Source organism: Acinetobacter sp. YH12102 (assembly GCF_013419125.1).
GTDB lineage: Bacteria > Pseudomonadota > Gammaproteobacteria > Pseudomonadales > Moraxellaceae > Acinetobacter > Acinetobacter pseudolwoffii.
The window spans coordinates 328,853-347,917 of the sequence record NZ_VPAS01000001.1; the positions used below are offsets into that span (position 1 = coordinate 328,853).

Consider the following 19,065-nt stretch of genomic DNA (forward strand, 5'->3'; position numbering starts at 1 on the left):
ATTTAAAATTAAATGGTTACTTTTTAAAAGTAGCCGGTTTTCTACTCTTTGACAATATCAAATTCTCTATATTTTGGATAACTCAAATAATGAATCGGATTAAACGAAAATAACAATCTTTAAGTCCCTTATATGTTTTTATCAAAGGATCAAACTAATAGATGAATCGTGCTGTTTAAAATAAATCTTATAACTGATTTATTTTAAATGCTTTTTTTGATTAGGTTTTGTCTGTGTGAAAAACATCATAAAGTGCTGAATGTAATCAGCATGTTTTCCGGCTATAGTGCTCATTTTTGTATACAGAATATCCTGCTTAAATGGTCTTTATTTTTAAAAAAAGCATTGGCAAATATGCTTGAAAATTGTCCAAAATGGCGTATCATTATTTTCCCACTCGCGTGGAAACTCACTAAAATCTAGTTAAAAGGCGAAAGTACAACATGGCCAAGAAGAAAACAGTCGAGCATGTGGTGATCCATAATTTTGTGGCAAAACACATGCATGAAGTCAACAAAAGTCAGGTTTTTGTAGACCGAAAGAAAAATGCAAAACGTGGCTACAACAAGCACAGACAAGGGCGATATTCTATGGAAGATCGCCCTTTTTTAATGGCAGCTTAAGATCTGTAAGGTGGTTGAGGATGACGCGTTGGCTGTTTGGGGTTGGTTCCAAGTGGAGAGAGCGGGGCAACGGGGCGGTTGCTACGATTTTGTGTATTTTGAGTGGAGCGCCGCGATGAATTTGTTGGCTCATCTCGTATAAAATCATTAAATAATTTATTCAGTCTTCCCTGATTTGGCTGTCCATAATGTGCAGGGTGAGGTTCAGTTCTGGCCTGCTGAAAACTGGCAAATTGATCTTTTTGCTGACGATAGAGTTTGGCCGCTATCACAGAGGGATCATTTCGGCCTAAACGCCGTCGCTGGGATGCTGAAATTTCGATGCCCAATAGAGGGGACATTTTAGGCCGATCGGCATAGCCGCTGGCAGGACGTGTATAAGATGAACCGGAATAATCCGCATTTTTCCGGGCCCGCAAGGCAGGTGCAATAATAACAATATAGAACACCGCAATGAGCATGAACAGGATAACCAGAAATTCCATAACCACCTCTACACTCGTCGAGGGACTGGAAAAGTCCCGGATTAGGCACTCACCATACGCGTGGCTGATTTCACCATATCACCCAAACCATGGGTTCTGAAATAATATTCCAGCCAGCTTTTTACCATCAGTGGATTGTCCATTTTTAACACATGCTGTAGCAATTCCTGTGCATCACTCATCGGCACGTGACAAATGGTTTTACGTACCTTCAGGATATTACTCGAACTCATTGACAGGGTATTAAAGCCCATGGCCATGAGCAAAACCGCAGACAGCGGATCACCTGCCATTTCACCGCAGATACTGACCGGTTTTTCATTACGATGACAGTCCTGCACCAGACGGGTCAGGGCACGCAGTACGGCAGGATGTAAATGTGAATAGACATTGGCAACCCGCGGATTATTGCGATCGACTGCCAAAAGATATTGAGTCAAATCGTTAGAGCCAACCGAGAAGAAATCGACCAGTTCGGAAAACTCATCAATCTGATGCAGCACACTCGGCACTTCCACCATGATGCCGAGTTTTGGCTTGTTCACTTTGACCTGTTCTTCTTCCTGAATCGCCGCATGATCACGTTCCAGTAAATAGAGGGCTTCTTCAACCTCACTGACACTGGTCACCATCGGCAACAGAATATGCAGGTTATTCAGTCCGATACTGGCTTTAAGCATGGCGCGAATTTGTGAAGAAAAAATTTCCGGATGATCCAGGGTAAAACGAATGCCACGCCAGCCCAGTGCCGAATTTTCTTCTTCAATCGAAAAATACGGCAGGTCTTTGTCTGCCCCAATGTCCAGGGTACGCATCACTACCGGTTTATTGGCAAAATGAGTGAGTTGCTGGCGATAAATCGCGCGCTGTTCTTCTTCGCCCGGGAAGCGGTCGCGTAGCATAAATGGAATTTCAGAACGGTATAAACCAACGCCTTTGGCACCACGTTGCACGCCACGGACCACATCGATCATCAGGCCGGTGTTGACGTACAGTTTTACCGCTACCCCATCCGGGGTAATCGCATCTTTGGTTTCGTACTGACGCAGATCTTTGGCGATCTGTTCTTCTTCTTTTTGAATTTCTTTATAGCGACTGCGCAAACGCCGTGGCGGATTGATGAAGACCCGGCCTTGATGCGCATCAACAATCATTTCTACATCATCCAGGGTATTAATTGGCAGTTCAGTCACACCGACCACAGTCGGAATGCCGAGGGCACGTGCCACAATTACCATATGCGAGTTCATGGCACCTTCAGTGGTGACAATCGCAGCAATTTTATCCACTGGCAGTTCAACCAGAGCTGCAGTGGAAATCTCTTCCCCTATCAGAATACTCTCATCGGTCAGCTCACGATGACTGGCATCAGCTTCCTGTAAACGCGCCAGAATACGGCGGCCCAAGTCTTTTAAGTCTGCCACCCGTTCACGTAAATAATCATCCTGCATCTGGGCAAACTGTGCCACATGACTATCAATCACGATGCGCACTGCACCCTGTGCCCAATGGCCTTCGCGAATGAGCGCCTTGATTTCTGCCGGCAGGGCATTTTCATCCAGCATCCGCAAGAATACGCTAAAGAGGGCGCGTTCTTCGGCCATCAGCGCATCCTGCATCTTGTCATCGAGCGACTGGATTTCTTCACGGACGGAGTTGAGGGCGCTGTCTAATAATTGTAGTTCTTCGCTGATGTCATCGGCTTCACGATCGGGAACGGCGGCCAGATCTGCTGGCGGGTAGAGAATCACGGCACGACCCAGAGCAATCCCGCCTGAACCGGACACACCCTGAAAGGTTTTATAGGCAGGCAGGTTATTTGGCTTGCGGAAGACATCAATATTGCCCACCGCATGGGCATGGGCAATCACGCCAGAGAGCTGCGCGCACAGTGTGACCAGAAATGATTCGGCGGCTTCAGAGAAATCCTGAGATTCTTTATTCTGAACCACCAGCACACCCATTACCTTACGGCGGTACATCACCGGGACGCCCAGAAAAGAGTTATACAGCTCTTCACCGGTTTCAGGCAGGAACAGGAAGCGTTCATGTTTGGGTGCATTGTCCAGATTGACAATTTCTTCACGCTGGCCGACCAGACCCACCAAACCTTCGCCAGTCTGTAACGATACGTGACCTACAGACTCAGCCTTCAGGCCCTTGGAAGCCATCAGCAGATAACGCTGGTTACGTTCATCCAGAAGGTAAATAGAGCAGACATCGACATGCATGGCGTCCGCGACATGCTTGACCATGATATCGAGGGATTCATGCAAACTGGCAGATGCATTGATCTCTTGAACAATACGTCTCAACGTGTCCAGTTGCATATTCGACATAAGGTCTGCTCCGTCTATTCAGAATTTCAGTGATACGTTTATTTATAACAATAGCCGACCAAAAAATCTGCATGATTTATGCGATTTTTTAAGGTTTTTGCTGGGGCAGCTGCTGACACAACTCCACCAGGGCTTTGCGATAAACATCACGTTTGAAATTCACGACTTGACCTAATGGATACCAGTAACTGACCCATTGCCATTGATCAAATTCCGGCGGATCAGACAGATTCAACTGAATATGCTGAACGGGGGCCGTGAGTTTGAGTAAAAACCACTTTTGTTTTTGACCGATGCACACCGGATCGGAGTCCGGTCGTATGTATCGATGCGGCAAACGATAGCGCAACCAGCCTTTGGTTTGCGCGATGATCTGGACGTGTTCGGGCAATAAGCCAACTTCTTCTCTCAGCTCACGATAGAGTGCCTGCTCAGGGGTTTCTCCATATTGGATACCTCCTTGTGGAAATTGCCATGCATTATGACCAATGCGTTTTGCCCATAAAACTTGTCCAGCATCGTTTGCCAAAATGATCCCGACATTTGGTCGGAAACCCTCAGAGTCGATCATTTGGCTACCTAAAAATTGTTTAATTTATACCTTTGCCATCGGGGAGCGTTATTTCTTTATCCAACTCGAAAAAAGCAAAGTTTAAAAATGTTAAAATTGCTATGATCTTAACGAATTTCTATCGACTAGCGGAGATAGATTTACAATTTTTTTCTTAAATTTCAGTTTTTACGAGTATTTTCATGAAATTGGCGCTATTTGATCTCGATCACACCTTGTTAAACACGGATTCGGATCATTCTTGGGGAGAGTTTCTGGTCAGCGAGGGCCTGGTCGATCCGGTGCAGCATCGTGCCATGAATGACAAGTTCTATGACGACTATAAAAAAGGTCAGTTAGACCCCTATGCCTATAATGAATTTGTGTTCCAGTTTCTGACCCAACATGAGCATGCTTATTTAACCGAGTTGCACCAGCTGTTTATGCAAAAGGTGATTCGCCCGCAAATGCGTCCAGAAGGTTTTAAGGCCATTCAACGGCATAAAGACGCCGGTCATGCTCTGGTCGGAATTACCGCGACTTCGGATTTTATTACTGCACCAATTTTTCGTGAATTCGGCATTACTGAAATTATTGCCACCAATGCTGAAGTACTCGATGGCAAATATACCGGAAAAGTGATCAATACCGCGTGTTATCAACAAGGCAAGCTGGTGCGTCTGGAACAGTGGCTGCAAGGTCGCGATGTGACCGAGTCTTGGGCCTATTCAGATTCGATTAATGACCGTTTCTTGCTGGAATATGCCGATCATGCCATTGCGGTGAATCCGGATGACCGCCTTGAAGCTTTAGCCAAAGCGCAGGGCTGGAACATACAGGACTGGTCGATTTAACTGATTGCCTTTTATCCATCTGATTGATCCAGCACAACTTCGGTTGTGCTTTTTTATCTGCCCGAATTCAATGTAAGTGTTAATGTTTTTTCACAGTCCGCTTGCCTCGGACATGTTATGCTCAAAAAACAGGACATGAAAATAATGGAAAAGTTTGAGGTGTAATGCTATGACTCACGTTCGACCGCGTATGACACATCTGTTTCAGCAGCTTGGCTTGGATGCCACTCAGGAAGGCATTGAAAAGTTTATTCACGAACATCAACTGCATAAAGATCTGACTTTACTCGATGCACCGTACTGGTCAGAAGCACAACGTCAGTTTCTAACCGAAAAAATTGCATCTGATGGTTCATGGGCCATTGTGGTGGATCAACTCAATGAATCCCTGCATGAAAACTCAACCAGTGAAGGATGAAATAAAAGCCAATCGAATGATTGGCTTTTTTAGCTTGAAGGCTTTAGTGAGTGCGTCGCCAGATGCTGACTTGCGACAAGCTATGTTGATATTTTCTGGCGGTTTCACGAATAACAAAAGGCACATCCTGAGGCTGGGTCACCAGCTCAAAATGAGCCTTTAATATTTCCGAGATACCCTCTAGCGTAGTGACCTCTCTGTCTGCCTGCTTGAACCCGCCCAGCCATTCATCACGTGCAGTATGTTCTTCCAGCCAGGTATAAGGCGAACTGAGCAGTAGAATTCCACCCATATTTATCCGTTGATGGATCTGCATCAAAAAGTCTTTGGGATGATGCAGCCGGTCAATTAGATTGGCCGCCAGAATAAAATCATAGCCAATAAAATGTGCTTTCAGATTACAGGCATCGGCCTGAAAAAATTCCACTTTAGAGGCAAGCCGATCCAAAGCGAAATCCTTAAGCGAGCAGATTTTCTCTTCGCTTAATTCACCTTCTACGGGGAGCTGATAACGGATTCGGTGACCTTGGGCCAGAAAGACGGCTTGCTGAATAAAGCGTGCAGAAAAATCCAGACCGGTGACCTGATCAAAATAGTGTGTCAGTTCAAAGCTGGCGCGGCCAGTAGCACAGCCAATATCCAGAGCACTTTTACATGCAGTTTCCCGGAAATACGGCTGTGCCAGCTGCACCAATGTTTTGGCAAAATTGGCGATGCCAAAGTATTCGGCGCCGTACTGAAACTCCAGATATTGAGACACCAACTGGTCACTTTCATACTGTGAAGGAAACTGTTGCAAGGCTTGATCAGAGGCGACATAGCGGAAGCCAGCGTGTTGAAAGAAATGCCGTCTAAAAGCATAACGTGAACTGTGCAGGGCTTCATTGCCTGCTGAAATCCAGGAGCCACCTTTAATAATATTATGCCGTCCATCAAAGGTCGGGGTGCTAAAATCATCATAAAGAGGATGCACCTGAAAGCCATGAAACGGATAGATTGGCGTTTCAGTCCATTGCCAGACATTGCCCTGAATATCATAGAAATCGCCCTGCTGAAAATGATCGACCGGGCAGGAACTGGTGCCATATTTCAATTCGATATTGGCCTGTTCAGGACTGGGTAAATCTGGATCCAGGTCTGAAACCGCATACAGGCGATACCATTCATCTTCGGTGGGCAGGCGGATGGTTTTTTCAAGCTGTTGCGATTTCCACTGACAAAAGGCTTTGGCTTCATGATAATTTACTTCTACCGGCCAATCCCAGGGCATGGGGACTTCTTCCAGCATCAGGCGCAGTGACCAGCCGAGTTCAGTCTTGCACCAAAAACACGGATGAGTCGCTTGTGAAAATTGTAGCCAGCCTAAGCCTTCTTCACTCCAGTAGTGTCCGGTCTGGTAGCCATCTGCTTCGACAAAGGCCAGAAACTCCTGATTCGACACCAGATATTTTGCAGCTTCAAAGGCTGCAACTTCGGCTTCATGCTGGCCGTATTCATTGTCCCAGCCATAAAAAGGATGGTTAAAATCTTTCTGTAGATGTATCTGGCCTTCAGGCACAGCAATCAAACTATTTTCCGGGGCAATGCCGGTAATGATATTGGCACGCCACTGCGGATGCTGGTGTACATGTTCTAAAGCATGCTGACGAATCAGCACCGATGACGTTTCCAGATGAATCCGTTCATGCTCGATGCCCATAATCAGCGTCCACCACGGATTGTGCCAGTTTAAGGGCAGATTCAGCGGGGCATGCTCAACAATGTTCAAGATCAGGGCGCGCACTTGATGCCGATAATCCCGGACTGCCTGCACAGTCGGCCAGTCATAATGCACTTCATCCAGATCATCCCAACTCATTTCATCGACTCCGATCGCAAAAATACTTTCAAAATGCGGATTCAGACGTTCAGTAATGAGTTTGCTCAGCAGCAGTTTATTGACAAAAAAAGTCGCGGTATGACCAAAATAAAAAATCAGCGGATGACGCAAGTTAATCGGCTTGATAAAAAAAGCATCTTCATGCTTGAGGCATTCAAATAACTGCTCATAGGTATCAAAGGTATTCAGGAAGTAGTCACGCAGGCTGTGTCGCGCTGTTTGTTCGTCGGCAAAATCAAGCGCAGGGGTAGGCAACAGCATCGGTTTGGCCGAAAGCCATAGGCTGCTGGTATTTGTTTTATCTTGAGAGAGGGATTTTAGGGGAGAATCGAGCTGCATCCGTCAGGCTCCATCGAATAATTTTAAGTATTTCTCTGCATCGCAAAAGAATAGATTTATCTTAAAAATACGCGAAAGAAATCCCCAGATGGGTGTATTTAGGTAACAAAATGCTGCACTGTTTTGAATGCAGCATTTTTAGAAATGAATTAAAGAGGCAGGGAACTACTTTGCATAAGTTGAACCAGAGCTTGCGCCGCTTTGGACTGAGTACGACCCGGATGCCAGACCATGCCTAGCCGGCGGTTCATTTCCAGATTGATATCCAGCTGATGCAGATCGTGATTGACCAGAGTTTTTGGCAGCACAGACCAGCCGAGACCAATGGATACCAGCATGCGGATTGATTCCAGCGGATTATTGCTCATGCTGACTTTTGGTTTAATGCCCTGTTTTTCAAACTCGGCCAAAGTAATCTGTGAGGTATAGGTTTGTGAAGACGGTAGCAGGCTCGGGTAATTCAGCAAATCTTCCAGGCACAGATTTTTTTGCTGGGCCAGTGGATGAAAGGGTGCAATTACAAAGACCAGAGGATCATTCCAGATGGTGACATAATTCAGACGTGCATCGCCCCGTGGCGGCAAGGTTAAAAATGCCAGTTCCAGATCGCCGGCAATGACTTGTTCGTGCGCCTGCTCGGAATCGACAAAATGTACATCCAGCCTTACATCCGGATATTCTTGTACATAGCGGCGCAAATGACTTGGAAGATGATGCAGGCCAATATGATGGCTGGTGCCGATTTTCAATTTGCCCTGTACCTGACCCTGTTCATGGCTCAAGGTATAATGAATATCACCGAGTTCATTCAGCCAGTTTTTCACTTTTGGCAACAGCGAATGCGCGGCATGGGTGGCTTGTACACCCCGTCCGGCGGATTCAAACAGTTTGACCCCAAAATATTCTTCCAGACTGTGAATACGTTTGGTGACGGCAGGCTGGGTAATAAAAAGCTGATCTGCGGCCAGAGAAATCGAACCAGTTTCCATGACTTTTACGAAGGCTTCAAAAGCTGCGAGATTCATCTTAATCACCTATAAAGAATTTTTATGTGTAATTATATTATTGTTATTTTTTAAGAATAAATCAAAGCATAATTCGCTTGTTTCTATTGCATTGCTGCATTACTAAACATTTTCAAAGCCTTGGGATTTAAATAGCGCCAAAAAAAGACCCTCTTGGATGAGATGGTCTTTGGTCAGGAACATCGACAGAAAAGATCAGGCGGTGATGTCCTCATTCTGCTGTTCGATATTGCGCTCCCAGATTTTTTCGTGGAAGAAGAACGCCACTGCCTGTACGGTGGGTTCCAGTAAACTTAAGGCAATTGCCATGGCCAAACTGCCAGTCACCAAATAACCGACAATCATCGCCACCGTGATGTGCATAATGTAATAGCTGAAGGTCTTTTTAAACATACGCTGGTTATTGTCTACAAAACGTTGGATATGTGCCATGCCGAAGTTCCTCAAAATATAAATCTCTGTCTATGCAGGAATAATAATAATTCTCATTTAATTTGTAAAAACGAATATTTTTAATAAATTGATCGGAAAAGTAGATTTATGGGAATGCAGCGAAAGCATGATTTTATTCAGCTTTTGAAGGATTCCAAAAAGTTTTTTAACTAATAAAAATGATAAATTAGATTTATGTGACAGCAGCGATATAATCAAAATCAGAGCAAGAATTTACCCAGTCCAGTGGAGTACATCGACATGGCAGGCGCAACCCAAACAGCAAAAACATTATATGATAAATTGTGGGATGACCATTTAGTAACACAACGTGATGATGGTTCTGCCTTACTGTACATCGACCGTCACTTATTACATGAAGTAACGTCGCCACAGGCATTTGAAGGTTTACAACTCGCCGGGCGCAAGCCATGGCGTTTAAGCGCAAACATTGCTACACCAGATCATAACGTACCCACCTCGAAAAAAGAGCGTGAACAGGGTGTTGCCGGCATTGAAGATGAAACTTCGCGCATCCAGGTACAAACCTTGGACGACAACTGCAAGACCTTTAATATTGTTGAATTTGATATTAATGATATCCGTCAGGGGATTGCGCATGTGGTTGGGCCTGAGCAAGGTTTAACCTTGCCGGGCATGACCGTGGTCTGTGGTGACTCACATACTGCGACCCATGGTGCTTTCGGTTGTTTAGCGCATGGTATCGGTACTTCAGAAGTTGAACATGTATTGGCGACCCAATGCCTGGTTCAAAAGAAGATGAAAAACATGTTGGTACGCGTTGACGGTCAGTTGGGTCAGGGCGTGACACCGAAAGATGTGGTCTTGGCGATTATCGGCAAGATTGGTACAGCAGGGGGTACTGGTCATGCGATTGAATTTGGCGGTCAGGTGTTCCGTGACATGTCGATTGAAGGTCGTATGACCGTGTGTAATATGGCAATCGAAGCCGGTGCACGCGTAGGTATGGTCGCTGTCGATGACAAAACCATCGAATATGTTAAAGGCCGTCCTTATGCACCGACTGCAGAACAGTGGGATCAGGCCGTAGTGTATTGGAATACCTTACATTCGGATGAAGATGCACACTTTGATACAGTTGTGGTCTTGCAAGGCGAAGAGATCGAGCCGCAAGTGTCTTGGGGAACCTCTCCTGAAATGGTGATTCCAGTGTCTCAGGCAGTACCAACTTTGCAACAAGCCAAAGACGAAGTACAACGCAATGACTGGAACCGTGCTTATCAATATATGGGTTTAAATGCCGGGCAGGCCTTGGCTGAAATTCAATTAGACCGTGTCTTTATTGGCTCATGCACCAACTCGCGTATTGAAGATATTCGTGCTGCGGCTGAAGTGATCAAAGGTCGTAAAGTCGCGGCAAGCATCAAGCAGGCGATGGTGGTTCCGGGTTCGGGTCTGGTCAAGGCCCAGGCAGAAGCTGAAGGCCTGGATAAAGTGTTTGTAGAAGCCGGCTTTGAATGGCGTGAACCAGGTTGTTCAATGTGTCTGGCAATGAATGCTGACAAGTTACAACCGGGCGAGCATTGTGCATCGACGTCTAACCGTAACTTTGAGGGTCGTCAGGGCAATGGCGGTCGTACGCATCTGGTCAGCCCTGCAATGGCAGCCGCCGCGGCAATTGCCGGTCACTTTGTTGACGTGCGTAGTTTCTAAAAATCCCCCTCTTGCGAAGCAATGCTTCTCACCTTTTAGAAAAGGAGGAAGTTCCCCTCTTTAATAAAGAGGGGGTTAGGGGAGATTTAAAGTGATGACATTCTTTAGGAATAAAGACAATGAAAAAATATACCGTTGAACAAGGTATCGTTGCACCATTAGACCGGGCCAATGTCGATACCGATTTAATTATTCCAAAACAGTTTTTGAAATCGATCAAACGTAGTGGTTTTGGTGCGAATTTATTTGATGAATTGCGTTATCTGGATGAAGGCTATTTGGGTCAAGACAACTCAAAACGACCTTTAAACAAGGATTTTGCATTAAACCAACCTCGCTATCAAGGCGCGAGCATTTTGATTTCACGCGCCAACTTTGGTTGTGGTTCTAGTCGTGAACATGCGCCATGGGCATTGGAAGAATACGGTTTCCGTACCGTGATTGCACCAAGCTATGCCGACATTTTCTATAACAACAGCTTTAAGAATGGCATGTTGCCTGTGATTTTGTCTGAAGAGATTGTTGATCAGTTATTCAAAGAATGCTTTGCAACTGAAGGTTATCAACTCACCATCGATTTGAACGCACAAGAAGTACGCACACCAAATGGTGAAAGCTTTCAATTTGAAGTCGATCCATTTCGTAAGCATTGCCTGTTAAATGGTCTGGATGATATTGGTTTAACTTTACAAGCTGCGGATGACATTCGTGCTTATGAGGAAAAAACCAAACAATCACGTCCATGGGTATTTGCCGAAATTCAGGGCTAAATCAGCGAAAATTGTCATAGCATGACTGCGATGCCCTTGCTAATATCGGAAGATTATTGGATTTTTTGATTGGGTAAGACAGACATTATGGCGAATTATTGGAAACAGTGGCTTGCTTTAAGTACGGTGTCGGTGCTGATGACTGCATGTCAAAGCATCGATACCATGAAGCTCAAACATGCCAAAGAAAATGCCGAAAGCAAAAACAATGCCCTGATTTACTGTAAAGGAACATCGGATTGCCAGTTCGAGCGCTTAAACCAGACCATCATTGTCAATAACGACAATGGCCGCCTCAGTAATGAGGCGCGAAAGCAAAAACTGGTACGTTTGCAGGCTAAGAATTTAAGTCAGGCCAATCCGATTTACTTGTCAGTACCCGCAGGACAGCATGAATTAGTCGTCCGTTTTTATCCAATAAGTAAGGATAAAGCGGAAATTTTACATGTGTTTCATCGCTTTCAGGCCAACAAAACTTATACCTTGAAAATGTTCCGCGACCGTAGTGCGCGTAGCAGCAGTTTATTAAATGCCTCTGCACCTGATCCGCTTTGCGTGGATTTATTGCAAGAGCAAAAAACCATTCGTCGTTTTTGCAAACCTTATAATGTGGTCAACGGCATTGCAGAGTTTGTAGAAAAGAAAATTTAACCTTTGTCAGGTCTGAATCTGACGCTTTAAACGGAAAATCTCATGTCTAAACAAATTTTGATTTTAGCTGGTGATGGCATCGGTCCTGAAATTGTCAAAGCGGCAGAGCAGGTACTGGATCGTGTAAATGAAAAATTTAATCTCGATTTGACATGGGAACAGGGTTTACTCGGTGGTGCGGCAATTGATGCCCACGGTTCACCATATCCTGAAGTGACCTCGGAACAGGCCAAAAAAGCCGATGCAATTTTATTGGGTGCCGTCGGCGGGCCAAAATGGGATACGATCGAGCGCTCAATCCGTCCGGAACGCGGTTTATTAAAATTACGTAGCGAACTGAACCTGTTTGCCAACTTGCGCCCAGCGATTCTCTATCCACAATTGGCTGATGCTTCAAGCCTGAAACCTGAAATCGTGGCAGGTCTGGATATCCTGATCGTGCGTGAATTGACGGGTGGTATTTATTTCGGTCAGCCACGTGGGATCCGTGAATTGGAAAATGGCGAGAAGCAAGGTTATAACACGGATGTGTATTCAGAATCTGAAATCAAACGCATTGCCAAAGTTGCCTTTGAAATGGCGAAGCTGCGCGGTGCTAAAGTCTGTTCAGTGGATAAAGCCAACGTACTTGAAGTAACAGAGCTGTGGAAACAGACGGTTACTGCGTTGAAAAAAGAACAGTATCCAGAAATTAACTTGTCACATATGTATGTCGACAATGCTGCGATGCAACTGGTGCGCGCGCCAAAACAGTTTGATGTGATTGTCACCTCTAACCTGTTCGGTGATATCTTGTCTGACGAAGCAGCGATGCTTACCGGTTCAATCGGCATGTTGCCATCAGCCTCGCTAGATGAAAATGCTAAAGGTATGTATGAGCCTTGTCATGGTTCAGCCCCTGATATTGCGGGCCAAAACCTGGCGAACCCATTGGCCACAATTTTGTCTGTTGCGATGATGCTACGCTACACCTTCCGTGAAGAAGCTGCGGCCAAAGCGATTGAAGATGCCGTAGGCAATGTTTTGGATCAAGGCTTGCGTACAGCAGATATTATGTCTGAAGGCATGCAGAAAGTCGGTACAGTTGAAATGGGTCAGGCAGTGGTTGCTGCATTAAACTAAGTTTGTTTCGATTTAAAAACTGATTAAAAAACGCAGCCTTGAGCTGCGTTTTTTTATGTCAGATTTCTCGTATCTAGCTCAGGTTAGCAGGTTCGACCTGTAGTACGAACTGCGGTTGCAATATTATCTTTGAGTAAGAAGGTGATCTTACATTGCAGATTGACGTCATAGCCACCTGAAGGACTCACAGGAACCGGAATAGGTACAGCACCGCCTGCTGCCGGAAACTGTGCTACAGGCAAAGGAATTGCAACAGGGCGCTGTACCACATAGCTTAATTGCTGGGCACTGAGTTCAGGCCCACTGACCTGCTGATAACCTAAACGTTTCAGATCCAGAGTTTGATCGATCAGCTGGCTGCTTTGTCCAATAAACTGCTGCAAATAGGCTTCGCGTTCAGATTGGCCCATATTGGGGGAATGTGCACAGCCCGCTATTAAAACACTGGCCAAAATACCGAGCGATAGTTGGGGATAGGAAAATCGCATCATTTCACTCCTTCAAAGGAACGACTCATCAATAGTGTAGGCAGGAAGTGTGATTGGTATTGTTGTAATTTGACACGCGGTACAGATGGGGGCGAGAGCTAGCTCAACATCAATCCATCAAAGAAATTGGACTACAGGATGACAGCTTAACAAGCCCTGCCGCTATAGCGAACGGATTGGATAATTTCATCTTTCAGCTCAAACCGGATTTGGCATTTCATCTCGATGCTATAACCGCCATTTGAGGGCGTAGGCATTGGTGCACCGATCGAGATACTCTGACTAATATTCGGTGTGCCCATCGGAATATTCATATCCCGAAAAATAGTATAGCTGAGAAACTCTGCTGTCTGAATCGGTTGCTGGGCGGTTTTAAATCCCATTGCACTCAGATCAAGCTGGCTGCGAACCTGTGCGGCAGTTTGACCGACATAGTGTTGTAGCGACTGATTTAGGTGATGTTTGCCGCCTGTGGCACAGGCGACGAGGATTAAGCTGCACAGCAGGACCAAGCACTTCATATTCATGGTTTTTAGACATGTTATTTTAATTAAATGAATAGTCGTGAGTTTATAGTTCAGTGTCAAATTATTTTATTGTTCAATAAAAAATTAAAGCAATAAAAAAGCCACTAAAAGTGGCTTTTGCTTGCGCTAAAACTTAGCGTGCACGATAGGTGATACGACCTTTGGTCAAATCATAAGGTGTCATTTCAACCTTCACACTGTCGCCAGTTAAAATACGGATATAGTGTTTACGCATTTTACCAGAGATGTGGGCAATCACTTCGTGACCGTTCTCTAAACGTACACGGAACATAGTATTAGGAAGCGTCTCGGTGACAACGCCTTCGAACTCGATGAGTTCCTCTTTATTGGCCATAGCCTACCTGAATGAATAAATTGGAAAGGCGCAAATTATAGTCAATTTTTTTGCAAAATACAAGGTGAAACGGGTGTTAGACTGATCATCTGTCAGTAAAATAAGCGAACGATCAGGATAAACTTTTTAACTAAAAAAATGTCGGTTTCTGTTGTCAGTTTGGTCAATCGCAGTTAATCTAAAATTAATCTTTTTAAGTATAAATGAAGTACATACAAGGAAGGCTTTTGAGTGAGTCAGCTAACGGATGCATCAGTCGTATTGCGTTTGGGCTATCAGGCGATTCGTCGTGCGGGTTTGCCGACAGAAGAACTTTTGACCAAAGCAGGAGTTGCTTTAAATCAGGTCGAGGCCAATGACCGTACGCCGCTGAGTGCCCAGTATGCCTTTTGGGTGGCAGCTGAAGAAGTCAGTAAGGACCCGGATATTGGTTTGCATCTGGGCGAACATTTACCACTGTATCGTGGTCAGGTGATTGAACACCTGTTTGTTTCATCTGAAAATTTTGGTGAGGGACTGAAACGTGCCTTGGCCTATCAACGACTGATCAGCGATGCCTTTGCTGCCAAGTTGGTGATTGAAGATGATCGCTGCTATTTAACCAATGGCGAGCAGCCTTTTGCTGAAAGTCTGGTCAATCGTCATTTTACCGAGTGTGCCATGTCGGGTGTACTGCGTTTCTTTAAATTTATTACCGAAGGACGTTTTGAACCGATTTATATCGATTTTAATTTTTCCAAAGGTGCTCCTGATGAGGAATATTTCCGGGTTTATGAGTGTCCGGTCAGCTTAGGTCAAAAAGAAACCCGACTTTATTTCGATCCAAGTATTCTAGAGTTTCCGCTGTGGCAGGCTGAACCAGAGCTTTTACAATTACATGAGCAGCTTGCAATTGAAAAACTGCAGGAACTGGCGCGTTATGATCTGGTCGGTGAAGTTCGTCGTGCGATTGGCTCTACTTTGGAAAGTGGCGAAACCACACTGGAAACTGTAGCTGCACAGCTAAACATCACGCCACGCCGCCTAAGAACACAACTGAGTGAAGCACATACCAGCTTTCAACAGATTCTGTCGGATTATCGCTGTCGTCTGGCCAAGCGTTTGCTGGCGAGTACCACTGAAAGTGTTGAAAGAATTGTCTATCTGACCGGATTCTCGGAACCAAGTACGTTTTATCGTGCCTTTAAACGCTGGACCAATGAAACGCCAGTGGAATATAGGAAACGCAAGCAGCGTTAAATGACCTCCCTGAGTCCCTCCTAAAAGGAGGGATTTTTCATTACGGCATTTGCGTAGGTTGTCGTTCCTCCCTTTAGCAAAGGGAGGTTAGGAGGGATTCAAAAATTAAGCTTTTAATTCGGCAGATTCAGCCAATGCGGCCCCAACGGTAATTTAGGCAATTCAAACTGCTCCGGATAGTCGGCATGAATAAAATATAAACCATCGGCAGGCGCAGTCACGCCAGCAGCTTTGCGGTCTTCGGCCGCGAAAATACTATCAATATGATCGGCAGCATACATGCCCTGACCAATTTCCAGTAGGCAGCCCATGATATTACGCACCATATGATGCAGAAAGCCATCGGCCTGAATATCCAGTACCAGATACTGACCATGCTGAATCAGACGGCAATGGCTGACATGGCGTACCGGTTGATTGGATTGGCAGGCAGCAGCACGGAAGCTTTCAAAATTATGTGTACCTTCAAACTTTTTCGCAGCCAGCATCATCTGTTCAATATCGAGTGGAGCATAGACATGGGTGACCTGTTTATGCAGCAAGGCAGGTCGCACAGGATGATTATAGACCACATAGCGGTAACGGCGTGCCTGAGCCTTAAAGCGGGCATGGAAGCTGTGATCCATCTCTTTGATCCACTGAATCGAGATATCTTTGGGCAACTGGCTATTGCAACCCATCAGCCAGCCACGTTCAGAACGAATGGCATCGCTATCAAAATGTGCCACCATATTGGTCGCATGTACCCCCGCATCGGTACGTCCGGCACCATGTAGGCTAATCGGTTGATCGGCAACCCGGCTCAGTACCTTTTCAATGGTTTCCTGCACACTTGCAACACCCGGCTGTTGAGTCTGCCATCCTCGATAATGCATCCCACAAAACTCAATTCCCACCGCAAAACGCTGCATAATGACCTCAAAACCTTATTGATCGTACCAATGACGATGCCATTGCTCTACAGTGTCGTATTGTAAATACATTTTCAGGGCTTTTGCATACAGATCCGCATGGCCATAACTTTCATTCAGCAGAATTTTGCAGTGATTGACCCATTCTGCAATGGCATAGCGCTGATCTGTCGCGCCAAAAGGCACTTGGGTGGTCAGTACAGAGAGACAGCCTTGATCATACAGTTGATCAATGAGTGCGATCAGGGCCTCATTGACAGCGAGATTACCCGTGCCAAAACCTTGCAGAAATAAAAAATGCGGTGGTCTGGCTAATAAGCTGTGCAGGTTGTTCAGTTGCTGGGCCAGATCAATCGGTTGCATCATGATACTCATGCAGTTAAATCCAGCGGCTTTCCTAATATCTTCAGCTTTGACTTGATAACACTGCTGACTGGCCTGGATTGTAATATTGGCCTCAAGACCTGAGAAGGCATTTAACTCGGTGGTATGCTGTTTGAGTGCCGTCTGGGCATGCATTAGTTGATGATGAAAAGCCAGATAGACCCCTGCGGTACACATGCTGACAGAATCTAGGGCGAACCTCAGATTATCCAGCGCATCACTAAATTCGCGCTGCTCATTGCCCTGAGCATTCAGCAGCGGATATTGACTACCAGTCAGTACCACATGTGCCGAGTTGCCGAAAAAATGTGCCAGGACTGCACTCGCATAACTCAGCGTATCTGTACCGTGAATAATCACAAAATATTGGATCTTTCGAGATTGCAGTTCTTGAATAAACTGCACCAATTGCAGCCAGTCCGCGGCTGTACAGGCACTACTGTCTTTAATGGTTGGTGCGCGGTGGCATTCAACGAAATATTGGTCTGCGAGTATCTGTTCGAGCTTGGGAATAAATAAATCCGCAGACATCGGGGCAAGTGGATCGCCGACACAGCCGAATGTGCCACCCATATAAATTAATGCAATATTTTTCATCATAAAAAAAGCAGCCAACCCTTGACTGCTTTAGTGTAAATCGAAATGCATCAAGATGCGATTTGATTCAGTAATTGCTCTGCGCGTTGCTGTTGCTCGGCCGTATATTCAGCTTCTCGCTCTGCAATGATCTCACGTGCGGCAACATAGGCACCGAGCTGAATATATTGCTGCGCAAGATCCAGATTCAGACTGGCCTCATTGATGTCCAGTAATTCCGGGAAAGATTGTACCAGTGGATCATGCTGGTCTGTGGCTGTTTGAACTGATGTAGCAGGAATGTCGAAAGTAACACCTGTTGCAGCAGGTTTAGTTTCTGCATGATCTAATTTAAAGTCTAGGCCTGATGAAAGGTCTGTCTGTGTCGCAGATTCACTCACAGGTGCAGCAGCAGAAAGACTAGACAGATCAAACTCAATTGCTGGTTCTGAGGTTTTTTCGGCGACAGGCGCTGGAGTTCCTATAGAAAATGAGAAATCCAGAGGCTTGATCTCTTCAGATACAGCAGCCGCTGTTTCTACTGGAGCAGCCTGCTGCAATTCCAGTTTAAAATCTAAAACAGGTGCAGTTTCTGTTGCTGCCGTAGGTGTAGTTTGCACAACAGCAGATGAAGTATCTTGAAATTCAAAATCTACAGCAGGTACCGGAGTTTCTTCAGATTTTGGCGCTACGACCGGCGTAGTTGTCGGTTCAAAATTAAATTCAAGTGGCTGAATATCCGCAACAGGCTCAATTGCTGGAGCTGGCTTGCTTGGTTGAAACTCTTGTTGCAACTGTTCAAATGCCTGCTCATTTGAAGGAGCGGGAGCGACCAGATCAGCAAAGGCATCGGAAGATGCCGAGGTTTCCTGTACAGATGAAGTTTTAAGCTGTGCACTTGGGAAATCAATCGTATCTTGAACAGCAGATAAAGATTGATCAAATTCACGCTGTTTGGCTTCAGCTTGCGCCAGAATCTCATCTAAATTTAAAGAACGGATATGGTTGAGCAGTTGTGAAATCGCAAACTCATCTTTCTGTAAGATATGAATATCTAACAACAGCAGATAGAGCTCATGCTGGGAATTGTCGCGATTCAATGCCTGGTTAATCTGAGCTTCGGCCGCAAAAAAATTACGTTCCTGAATCAGGCCTTCAATTTTTTTACGCGTTTCTGCGGATAATGGCGTTGCTGATTTTTTTGCGACCCCGACTGGCTCAACTACTTTGGTTTTTTGTGGGGCAGTTTTTGAAGCAGAGCCAGGTTTTTTCGCTTTTACAGTTTTAGTTTTTGCTTTATCTGATTCTTGAGCATCTTGTCGTTTTTTGACGACAATTAATACGATGATCAATATCACTAATGGAATCACATAAATCAGCATGTTTTACCCCTTGAGGATAGA

Annotated in this window: 20 protein-coding genes; 8 read left to right on the forward strand and 12 right to left on the reverse strand. The window is 45.3% G+C overall.

Annotated features, from left to right (window positions below; translation table 11 throughout):
• The first annotated feature begins 443 nt into the window (after positions 1-443).
• The gene (locus FTU42_RS01535; protein ID WP_005095450.1) at positions 444-623 is read left to right on the forward strand and encodes a hypothetical protein; all 180 of its coding nucleotides are present in this window, start codon (positions 444-446) and stop codon (positions 621-623) included.
• Here the strand turns inward: FTU42_RS01535 and FTU42_RS01540 are convergent.
• From FTU42_RS01540 to FTU42_RS01550, 3 genes are all read right to left on the reverse strand, one after another.
• Positions 620-1,108: a hypothetical protein gene (locus FTU42_RS01540; protein WP_005095451.1), complete on the reverse strand. Its 489-nt coding sequence runs from the start codon at positions 1,106-1,108 to the stop codon at positions 620-622. The two genes, FTU42_RS01535 and FTU42_RS01540, sit on opposite strands and share 4 nt — an antisense overlap.
• Before the next feature lie 41 nt (positions 1,109-1,149).
• Complete coding sequence (ptsP, locus tag FTU42_RS01545; protein ID WP_005172856.1) at positions 1,150-3,447, reverse strand: phosphoenolpyruvate--protein phosphotransferase; 2,298 nt, start codon at positions 3,445-3,447, stop codon at positions 1,150-1,152.
• A gap of 88 nt (positions 3,448-3,535) precedes the next feature.
• Positions 3,536-4,018, reverse strand: a complete 483-nt coding sequence (locus tag FTU42_RS01550) for an RNA pyrophosphohydrolase (protein ID WP_005095455.1) — start codon at positions 4,016-4,018, stop codon at positions 3,536-3,538.
• Positions 4,019-4,200: 182 nt separating this feature from the next.
• Here FTU42_RS01550 and FTU42_RS01555 point away from each other — a divergent pair, with 182 nt between their 5' ends.
• Both FTU42_RS01555 and FTU42_RS01560 read left to right on the forward strand, forming a co-directional pair.
• Positions 4,201-4,851: an HAD family phosphatase gene (locus tag FTU42_RS01555; RefSeq protein ID WP_100355812.1), complete on the forward strand. Its 651-nt coding sequence runs from the start codon at positions 4,201-4,203 to the stop codon at positions 4,849-4,851.
• A gap of 169 nt (positions 4,852-5,020) precedes the next feature.
• Positions 5,021-5,269 (forward strand): DUF2789 family protein, encoded by a 249-nt coding sequence (locus FTU42_RS01560; RefSeq protein ID WP_005095458.1) that lies wholly within the window; start codon positions 5,021-5,023, stop codon positions 5,267-5,269.
• Positions 5,270-5,312: 43 nt separating this feature from the next.
• Here FTU42_RS01560 and ovoA read toward each other — a convergent pair whose 3' ends face one another.
• From ovoA to FTU42_RS01575, 3 genes are all read right to left on the reverse strand, one after another.
• Positions 5,313-7,487: a 5-histidylcysteine sulfoxide synthase gene (gene ovoA, locus FTU42_RS01565; RefSeq protein WP_180082920.1), complete on the reverse strand. Its 2,175-nt coding sequence runs from the start codon at positions 7,485-7,487 to the stop codon at positions 5,313-5,315.
• A gap of 149 nt (positions 7,488-7,636) precedes the next feature.
• A complete protein-coding gene (locus tag FTU42_RS01570; RefSeq protein ID WP_180082921.1) occupies positions 7,637-8,512 on the reverse strand; it encodes a LysR family transcriptional regulator in 876 nt (291 codons plus the stop codon).
• A 195-nt stretch (positions 8,513-8,707) separates the two neighbouring features.
• The gene (locus FTU42_RS01575) at positions 8,708-8,944 is read right to left on the reverse strand and encodes a DUF2061 domain-containing protein (protein WP_005172852.1); all 237 of its coding nucleotides are present in this window, start codon (positions 8,942-8,944) and stop codon (positions 8,708-8,710) included.
• 261 nt (positions 8,945-9,205) lie between these two features.
• Between FTU42_RS01575 and leuC the strand changes: the two genes are divergently transcribed.
• The 4 genes from leuC (at position 9,206) to leuB (ending at position 13,182) form a co-directional block, all read left to right on the forward strand.
• Positions 9,206-10,639: a 3-isopropylmalate dehydratase large subunit gene (gene leuC / locus FTU42_RS01580; protein WP_100329282.1), complete on the forward strand. Its 1,434-nt coding sequence runs from the start codon at positions 9,206-9,208 to the stop codon at positions 10,637-10,639.
• Between the two features lie 119 nt (positions 10,640-10,758).
• Positions 10,759-11,409, forward strand: coding sequence for a 3-isopropylmalate dehydratase small subunit (gene leuD, locus FTU42_RS01585; protein WP_100329281.1), 651 nt, complete (start codon positions 10,759-10,761; stop codon positions 11,407-11,409).
• Positions 11,410-11,496: 87 nt separating this feature from the next.
• A complete protein-coding gene (locus FTU42_RS01590) occupies positions 11,497-12,060 on the forward strand; it encodes a hypothetical protein (protein ID WP_180082922.1) in 564 nt (187 codons plus the stop codon).
• Positions 12,061-12,102: 42 nt separating this feature from the next.
• Positions 12,103-13,182, forward strand: a complete 1,080-nt coding sequence (leuB, locus tag FTU42_RS01595) for a 3-isopropylmalate dehydrogenase (RefSeq protein WP_180001571.1) — start codon at positions 12,103-12,105, stop codon at positions 13,180-13,182.
• Positions 13,183-13,265: 83 nt separating this feature from the next.
• Here the strand turns inward: leuB and FTU42_RS01600 are convergent, their stop codons facing one another.
• The 3 genes from FTU42_RS01600 to infA form a co-directional block, all read right to left on the reverse strand.
• Positions 13,266-13,670: a hypothetical protein gene (locus FTU42_RS01600; RefSeq protein ID WP_180039685.1), complete on the reverse strand. Its 405-nt coding sequence runs from the start codon at positions 13,668-13,670 to the stop codon at positions 13,266-13,268.
• 146 nt (positions 13,671-13,816) lie between these two features.
• Positions 13,817-14,197: a hypothetical protein gene (locus FTU42_RS01605; protein ID WP_159138782.1), complete on the reverse strand. Its 381-nt coding sequence runs from the start codon at positions 14,195-14,197 to the stop codon at positions 13,817-13,819.
• 133 nt (positions 14,198-14,330) lie between these two features.
• Positions 14,331-14,552 carry a translation initiation factor IF-1 gene (infA, locus tag FTU42_RS01610; protein WP_001284370.1) on the reverse strand — a complete coding sequence of 74 codons (222 nt, stop codon included), beginning with the start codon at positions 14,550-14,552 and terminating at the stop codon, positions 14,331-14,333.
• 231 nt (positions 14,553-14,783) lie between these two features.
• Between infA and FTU42_RS01615 the strand changes: the two genes are divergently transcribed.
• On the forward strand, positions 14,784-15,791 hold the full coding sequence (locus FTU42_RS01615) for an AraC family transcriptional regulator (RefSeq protein ID WP_005172840.1): 1,008 nt from the start codon (positions 14,784-14,786) through the stop codon (positions 15,789-15,791).
• A gap of 113 nt (positions 15,792-15,904) precedes the next feature.
• Here the strand turns inward: FTU42_RS01615 and truA are convergent, their stop codons facing one another.
• The 3 genes from truA to FTU42_RS01630 are packed head-to-tail and all read right to left on the reverse strand — an operon-like array spanning position 15,905 to position 19,044.
• Positions 15,905-16,702 (reverse strand): tRNA pseudouridine(38-40) synthase TruA, encoded by a 798-nt coding sequence (truA, locus tag FTU42_RS01620; RefSeq protein WP_159138781.1) that lies wholly within the window; start codon positions 16,700-16,702, stop codon positions 15,905-15,907.
• Positions 16,703-16,717: 15 nt separating this feature from the next.
• Positions 16,718-17,686, reverse strand: coding sequence for an asparaginase (locus FTU42_RS01625; RefSeq protein ID WP_180082923.1), 969 nt, complete (start codon positions 17,684-17,686; stop codon positions 16,718-16,720).
• 47 nt (positions 17,687-17,733) lie between these two features.
• On the reverse strand, positions 17,734-19,044 hold the full coding sequence (locus tag FTU42_RS01630; RefSeq protein WP_159138779.1) for a fimbrial protein FimV: 1,311 nt from the start codon (positions 19,042-19,044) through the stop codon (positions 17,734-17,736).
• Between the last annotated feature and the right edge of the window lie 21 nt (positions 19,045-19,065).

Excerpts from the sequence above, each read along its gene's own strand:
- FTU42_RS01555 (WP_100355812.1), top strand. The coding sequence starts at position 4,201 with ATGAAATTGGCGCTATTTGATCTCGATCACACCTTGTTAAACACGGAT.
- FTU42_RS01605 (WP_159138782.1), bottom strand. The coding sequence starts at position 14,197 with ATGAATATGAAGTGCTTGGTCCTGCTGTGCAGCTTAATCCTCGTCGCC.
- FTU42_RS01550 (WP_005095455.1), bottom strand. The coding sequence starts at position 4,018 with ATGATCGACTCTGAGGGTTTCCGACCAAATGTCGGGATCATTTTGGCA.
- FTU42_RS01540 (WP_005095451.1), bottom strand. The coding sequence starts at position 1,108 with ATGGAATTTCTGGTTATCCTGTTCATGCTCATTGCGGTGTTCTATATT.
- FTU42_RS01625 (WP_180082923.1), bottom strand. The coding sequence starts at position 17,686 with ATGATGAAAAATATTGCATTAATTTATATGGGTGGCACATTCGGCTGT.
- ovoA (WP_180082920.1), bottom strand. The coding sequence starts at position 7,487 with ATGCAGCTCGATTCTCCCCTAAAATCCCTCTCTCAAGATAAAACAAAT.
- FTU42_RS01535 (WP_005095450.1), top strand. The coding sequence starts at position 444 with ATGGCCAAGAAGAAAACAGTCGAGCATGTGGTGATCCATAATTTTGTG.
- FTU42_RS01600 (WP_180039685.1), bottom strand. The coding sequence starts at position 13,670 with ATGCGATTTTCCTATCCCCAACTATCGCTCGGTATTTTGGCCAGTGTT.
- FTU42_RS01560 (WP_005095458.1), top strand. The coding sequence starts at position 5,021 with ATGACTCACGTTCGACCGCGTATGACACATCTGTTTCAGCAGCTTGGC.
- leuC (WP_100329282.1), top strand. The coding sequence starts at position 9,206 with ATGGCAGGCGCAACCCAAACAGCAAAAACATTATATGATAAATTGTGG.
- FTU42_RS01590 (WP_180082922.1), top strand. The coding sequence starts at position 11,497 with ATGGCGAATTATTGGAAACAGTGGCTTGCTTTAAGTACGGTGTCGGTG.
- infA (WP_001284370.1), bottom strand. The coding sequence starts at position 14,552 with ATGGCCAATAAAGAGGAACTCATCGAGTTCGAAGGCGTTGTCACCGAG.
- leuB (WP_180001571.1), top strand. The coding sequence starts at position 12,103 with ATGTCTAAACAAATTTTGATTTTAGCTGGTGATGGCATCGGTCCTGAA.
- FTU42_RS01630 (WP_159138779.1), bottom strand. The coding sequence starts at position 19,044 with ATGCTGATTTATGTGATTCCATTAGTGATATTGATCATCGTATTAATT.
- FTU42_RS01575 (WP_005172852.1), bottom strand. The coding sequence starts at position 8,944 with ATGGCACATATCCAACGTTTTGTAGACAATAACCAGCGTATGTTTAAA.
- leuD (WP_100329281.1), top strand. The coding sequence starts at position 10,759 with ATGAAAAAATATACCGTTGAACAAGGTATCGTTGCACCATTAGACCGG.
- truA (WP_159138781.1), bottom strand. The coding sequence starts at position 16,702 with ATGCAGCGTTTTGCGGTGGGAATTGAGTTTTGTGGGATGCATTATCGA.
- ptsP (WP_005172856.1), bottom strand. The coding sequence starts at position 3,447 with ATGTCGAATATGCAACTGGACACGTTGAGACGTATTGTTCAAGAGATC.
- FTU42_RS01570 (WP_180082921.1), bottom strand. The coding sequence starts at position 8,512 with ATGAATCTCGCAGCTTTTGAAGCCTTCGTAAAAGTCATGGAAACTGGT.